Below are 5,737 nucleotides of genomic sequence, written 5' to 3'. Positions count from 1 at the left end.
TAATGTGTTAAAAAAAATATGAAAAAGAAATTTTATAGTGTTTTAACTCTCTCTCTTGCATTACAAACTGTTCTTGCACCTACTTATTCATTTGCAGAGAGTGCTGAAAAATCCGCTGAAGTATATACGGAAGATCAAGTTTTTAAAAGTATTAAAGAGCATGTTAATGAGCATAGTACTCATGAAGAAGATATCGAGGTTACTGGCCAGTTCCTACTATACACTTCAAAAAAACATTCATTATATACCGCGAATGATTTAAAAAACAAATCGAATATCGAGATTACAGAACAAGTCGTAACGGCGACAAAGAAAAAAGGAAATGCTTATTACATAACGACGCCAACTGGCGCTGGATGGATAGATAACAATGATAATAGCTTAGAAGTTCAAGAGATTCATAAACTATCTAATCAAAAATTAATCGTAAAAGAAGAAGCTTCCATACATGCCCTTCCGTTCCAATCATTTAAAGAAGAAGGGAAACTACAGCCACAAGTCATAACTCCTACTGAACAAGCTGGAAATTGGTTTAAAGTCCAAATAAATGAAACAACAAAATGGATTTATGCACCTTCTGCTACATTTGAAGGTACAAAAGCTTCATTATTAAAAAACAGTCGTACTGCTAAAAATAGTTTATTGAGATCGCCAGAAGCTCTACAAACAAACAATATTTATGGCGTTACATTTAAAGAAATGATTGTCCCAAAAGGAAATGACGATATTCGCCCTGGCTACCCGATGGTACCTAAATATATTACGATTCACGAAACAGCTAATACAGCGAAGGGTGCCAATGCTCTAAATCATGCAAAATTCTTAGATAATCAAGCACGCGGAACAGCTGATCGTGCCGCATCTTGGCATTTCACAGTAGATGATAAAGAAATTTATCAACATCTTCCAGTAAATGAAGTTGGATGGCATGCTGGAAATAAAACTGGAAACTATGAATCTATCGGAATTGAAATTGCCGTTAATCAAGATGGAAACTATGAAAAAGCGGTAGAAAATGCCCGTAAATTGGCAGCTTATTTAATGAACGACTTAAATATTTCTCTAGATAAGGTCCAAAAACACCAATTTTGGTCAGGAAAAAACTGCCCTGCGTTTATGATTCAACGCGGACAATGGGATGCTTTCTTAAAAGGAACTGAAACATACTATAAGGAAAACCAAAAAAACCCCGTAACTGATGACATTACAGGTGGATGGTATGAACAAGACATTCGTCAATTAGCAGCTAGAGGCATTATGCAAGGAGAAGGGAACGGCAAGTACTTCCCAGAACGTCTTGTAACGCGTGCTGAATTTGCTACACTAATTACTCGTGCTTTACAATTACCAAGTGGAAACGCTAATTTCACAGACTTAGAACAAGTACACCCATCGTTAAGAGACGGTATTAATCGTGCAGCAAGCGCAGGCATAATCCGCGGACGTGGTGATAATACATTTGATCCAAATACTACAATTACACGCGAAGAAGCTGTTATTATGATCGATCGTTCTCTAAAACACGCTGGTATTTTTGCAAAACAAGTTGAACTACCATTCGTAGACCAAAACTTAATTTACGCTAAAGAAGAAGTACAAAGAGTGTATGGATATGGAATTGTAAAAGGTAATGAATTTAATCAATTCGTACCAAAAGGACCATCACAACGTGCACACGCAGCTGCATTTATAAACAGAATGCTTAGCGTAATTGAAGCTTAACATATTTATCATTCCATATAGATATTTTCATTTTATCTGTATTCACTTAAAAGGCATCAGAGATTATATATCTCTGATGCCTTTTATACATCTTTTAACTATTTTTAGCCATGAATCTTAAACGTATTCCTAATAACAGAAGCATAAAACCGATGAATGGAACGTAATTCGTATTGTGTCCTGTAGCTGGAAGTTGTTGATTATTAGAAGAACCTTGTCCTTTTTCTGGTAAATTAGGTTTTTCTACTCCCTCACCTGGTTTTTCTGTTCCTTCACCCGGCTTCTCTGTTCCTTCATCTGGCTTTTCTGTTCCTTCACCTGGCTTCTCTGTTCCTTCACCTGGCTTCTCTGTTCCTTCACCTGGCTTCTCTGTTCCTTCACCTGGCTTCTCTGTTCCTTCACCTGGCTTTTCTGTTCCTTCACCTGGCTTTTCTGTTCCTTCACCTGGTTTTTCCGGACCTTTTTCTGTATCTTTTTTATTTGTAATTTGAAGCTTTACAACTTCAATTTTTTCATTAGAAATCGTAAATTTCATTTCCTTATCGGATAAAGTATATCCTTCTGGCGCTTGGATTTCTTTTAAAGTGTAATCTCCTGGTTCTAACTTCTTAGAAGTCGCTTTACCGCTCTTGTTTGTTGTTAATGTGTCGATTTTTGTTCCGTCTTTCCAAATTTCAAACACTGCGCCTGCTAAAGTTTTATTTGTATTATTGGCATCTACCTTTGTAATTTCTAATTGACCTGTAATTTCTTCTTTCACTTTTTCATTCATAACTTCTTGTTTTACTACTTCGTTCGCTATAACATTTATTTCTACTGTTACTTCTAACGCCTTATAACCTTCTGGCGCTTTTGTTTCCTCTAACGTGTACTTTCCTGGCACTAAGTTTTCGAATTTCACAACACCTTCTTTATTCGTTGTTTTCGCTTCTCCAACTACTTGACCAGCTTCGTTCTTTAATTTAAATTCTGCACCTGCTAAAACTTTTCCACTCTCCGAATCCTTTTTGATTACTTGTAAGCTTCCTAGTTCTTTTGCGTTTTCTACTTGTACTTCTACTACTTTGTTTGCTTCCACAACGACTTCAATTTCTTCTTTTAACAACTTATATCCTTGTGGTGCTTTCGTTTCTTTTAATGTGTACTTTCCTGGCTCTAATTTCTGAGAAATTACTTTACCTGTTTTATCTGTTCGTAACGTATCTACTTTCTTACCATCTTTATACACTTCGAATTCTGCGTCTGATAATACTTTCGTTTTATCTTCCGCATCTACTTTTACAATTTCGAATTGACCAAGACTCTTACTGTTCGTTACTTTTACATCAACAACTTTTTCACCGTCAACTGTTACATGAATTATTTGTTTTGTTAACTCATAACCTTCTGGTGCTTTTGTTTCTTCTAACGTATATTCCCCTGGCACAAGTCCGTCTACTTTAACCGTTCCAGACTTATCTGTTGTAATTCCTTCTTTTACAACATTTCCTTTCGCATCTTTCAATGTAAATTCTGCGCCTGCTAAGCGTTTCGTTTGATCTTTATCATCCATTTTAATAATTTGTAGAGAACCTAAGATTTTTTCGTTTTCTGCCGCCACTTTTACTACTTCTTTCTCGTTTTGAATTGTTACTTTCCATTCTTTATTTGAAAGCTTGTAGCCCGCTGGTGCTTTCGTTTCTTTCACTGTGTATTCACCTAGCGGTAATTTTGGTGACATCACTTTTCCACTCTCATCTGTTTTCAGTTCCGCTACCTTTTTACCATCTTTATACACTTCGAATTCTGCACCTGATAACAATTCCGTTTTATCATTCGCATCTACTTTCACGATTTCGAATTGACCTGTTACTTTTTCATTCGTAACTTCTTGTTTTACTACTTCGTTCGCTACAACGTTTACTTCTACTGTTACTTCTAACGCCTTATAACCTTCCGGGGCTTTCGTTTCCTCTAACGTGTACTTTCCTGGCACTAAGTTTTCGAATTTTACAACACCGTCTTTATTCGTTGTTTTCGCTTCTCCAACTACTTGACCAGCTTCGTTCTTTAATTTAAATTCCGCACCTGCTAGAACTTTTCCACTTTCTGCATCCTTTTTGATTACTTGTAAGCTTCCTAGTTCTTTTGCATTTTCTACTTGTACTTCTACTACTTTGTCCGCTTCCACAACGACTTCAATTTCTTCTTTTAGCAATTTATATCCTTGTGGTGCTTTTGTTTCTTTTAATGTGTATGTTCCTGGTTCTAATTTCTGTGAAACTACTTTACCAGTTTTATCTGTTCGTAACGTATCTACTTTTTTACCATCTTTATACACTTCGAATTCTGCATCTGATAATACTTTCGTTTTATCTTCCGCATCTACTTTCACAATTTCAAATTGACCTGTTACTTTTTCGGGGATCTTTTTATTCACCACATCTACAGTCACTACTTTATTAGCCTCTACATTAACAGAAACTGAACTAGATGATAATTCATATCCTTTCGGTGCTTCTACTTCTTTTAATGTATAGCTTCCAACTGGAAGTTGTTTCGATAAGGCTTCACCTTTATCATCTGTAACAATTGTTTCCACAACTTTCCCATCTTTATCGATAACATCAAATTTTGCACCTGGTAGAAGTTGACCAGATTCACTATCTTTTTTCAATAATTTAAATTGGCCATTCTCTACTTTTTTCGTATTCTTCATAACAAGTTCAATTACGTTTGTATTATCAATTGTTACTTTGACTGGTGTATCAACTTTTATATATCCTTCTGGTGCATTTATTTCTTTTACAAAATAGTCACCAAGTGGTAAATCTTTAACTTCCGCAATACCCTTTTCGTTTGTTGTAACAGTAGCCACAACGTTATTATCTTTGTCTATAACATCAAATTTTGCGTCTTTTAAAACAATATTTTCATCTTTTTCATCAACTTTTTTAATTTGTAAATGTCCTTTTTCAACTGCTGGTTTATTCCACTTTGGCCAGTTAAATTTAAAGTTATGAACCTCAAAACCATCTCTTTGGTGTAATCCTCCAACATAGGCTTGTCCATTAATAGAACCACCTTTTGTTTCTACAACTGCATTAGGTGCAAACACACTACCTACTACACCATAACCTTTAGTTGTTATCTTTGTAGCATTAGGAAATACCCAAATTACCTTACTAGCTAACTCAGTAAAAGATGAATTAGGATCGTATGCTTGAGATGTATTAATTAAATCCGTCGCCATCCCAGTATTTCTTGTATCATACAAAATTGCACCGCCACCAAAACTCACTTCTTCTGCATCTGAATAAATAACAATAAAGTCTTTATTCTCTACATTCGGAAGAAAAACGTCTTTTACATCAAATGTTTTCTTTCCAGTTTGGCCTGAAGAGACATAAATATTAGGGTTATTTAAATCTTCACCGATGCCAAAGCTCATATTAGGTTTTGGCTTATCAGTCTGTAGTTTACTTGCATCCCCGATTACACCATCAACGTCTTTTCTAAATTCTTTAAACTTAGCATCAATCTCCGCTTGCTCTTTATAAGAGATACGGTCATATGATGTTTTCATTGCGCCATCTGGGTCACCGTCTTTTGTCATCGCCACTGTTCCATCTTGAATAATTACTTGTCCTGCTCCCGCTTTCGTAAATTGACCGCCTAGTAATAATGATGGATATCCTTCATCTACCCAAGTTGCTCCAGCTAAGTTATTTGCTCCAGTTGCAGCCGCTACGACTGTATAACTTGATGCGTTCATATTTTTCTGAACAGCCATCGCACCTTCAATATCCGCACTCGTTGCACTATGATCTCCAAAAATGATGGCATTGTAATAAGATACATCACCTAAACCTTTTAATTCTGTTGTAGCTGCCTCTGCTTTAAATGGTAAGTGGATTAAAAAATTCATACATATTAGTAATACAACTATTAAACTACTACTTAACTTTTTAATTTTTTGATTAAATGATTTCCTCAAGAAATTCATTCCCCCTTTTAAACTTCCTAAAACCACAAA

The 5,737-nt window shown here is 35.5% G+C and carries 2 protein-coding genes; one reads left to right on the top strand and one right to left on the bottom strand.

The window, feature by feature from the left end; translation table 11 throughout:
- Positions 1 to 18: 18 nt before the first annotated feature.
- Entirely contained in the window at positions 19 to 1,722 is a 1,704-nt protein-coding gene (locus ACQGS6_RS22005) for an S-layer homology domain-containing protein (protein ID WP_000726531.1), read from the top strand.
- Between the two features lie 94 nt (positions 1,723 to 1,816).
- On the opposite strand, the gene ACQGS6_RS22000 is transcribed toward ACQGS6_RS22005, so the two are convergent.
- Positions 1,817 to 5,698 (bottom strand): SpaA isopeptide-forming pilin-related protein, encoded by a 3,882-nt coding sequence (locus ACQGS6_RS22000; RefSeq protein ID WP_426965603.1) that lies wholly within the window; start codon positions 5,696 to 5,698, stop codon positions 1,817 to 1,819.
- Positions 5,699 to 5,737: the final 39 nt, after the last annotated feature.

The sequence above is a fragment of the Bacillus sp. GMs2/2 genome (genome assembly GCF_050172095.1).
Taxonomy (GTDB): domain Bacteria; phylum Bacillota; class Bacilli; order Bacillales; family Bacillaceae_G; genus Bacillus_A; species Bacillus_A cereus.
This window is presented reverse-complemented; position numbering and strand designations above follow the sequence as displayed.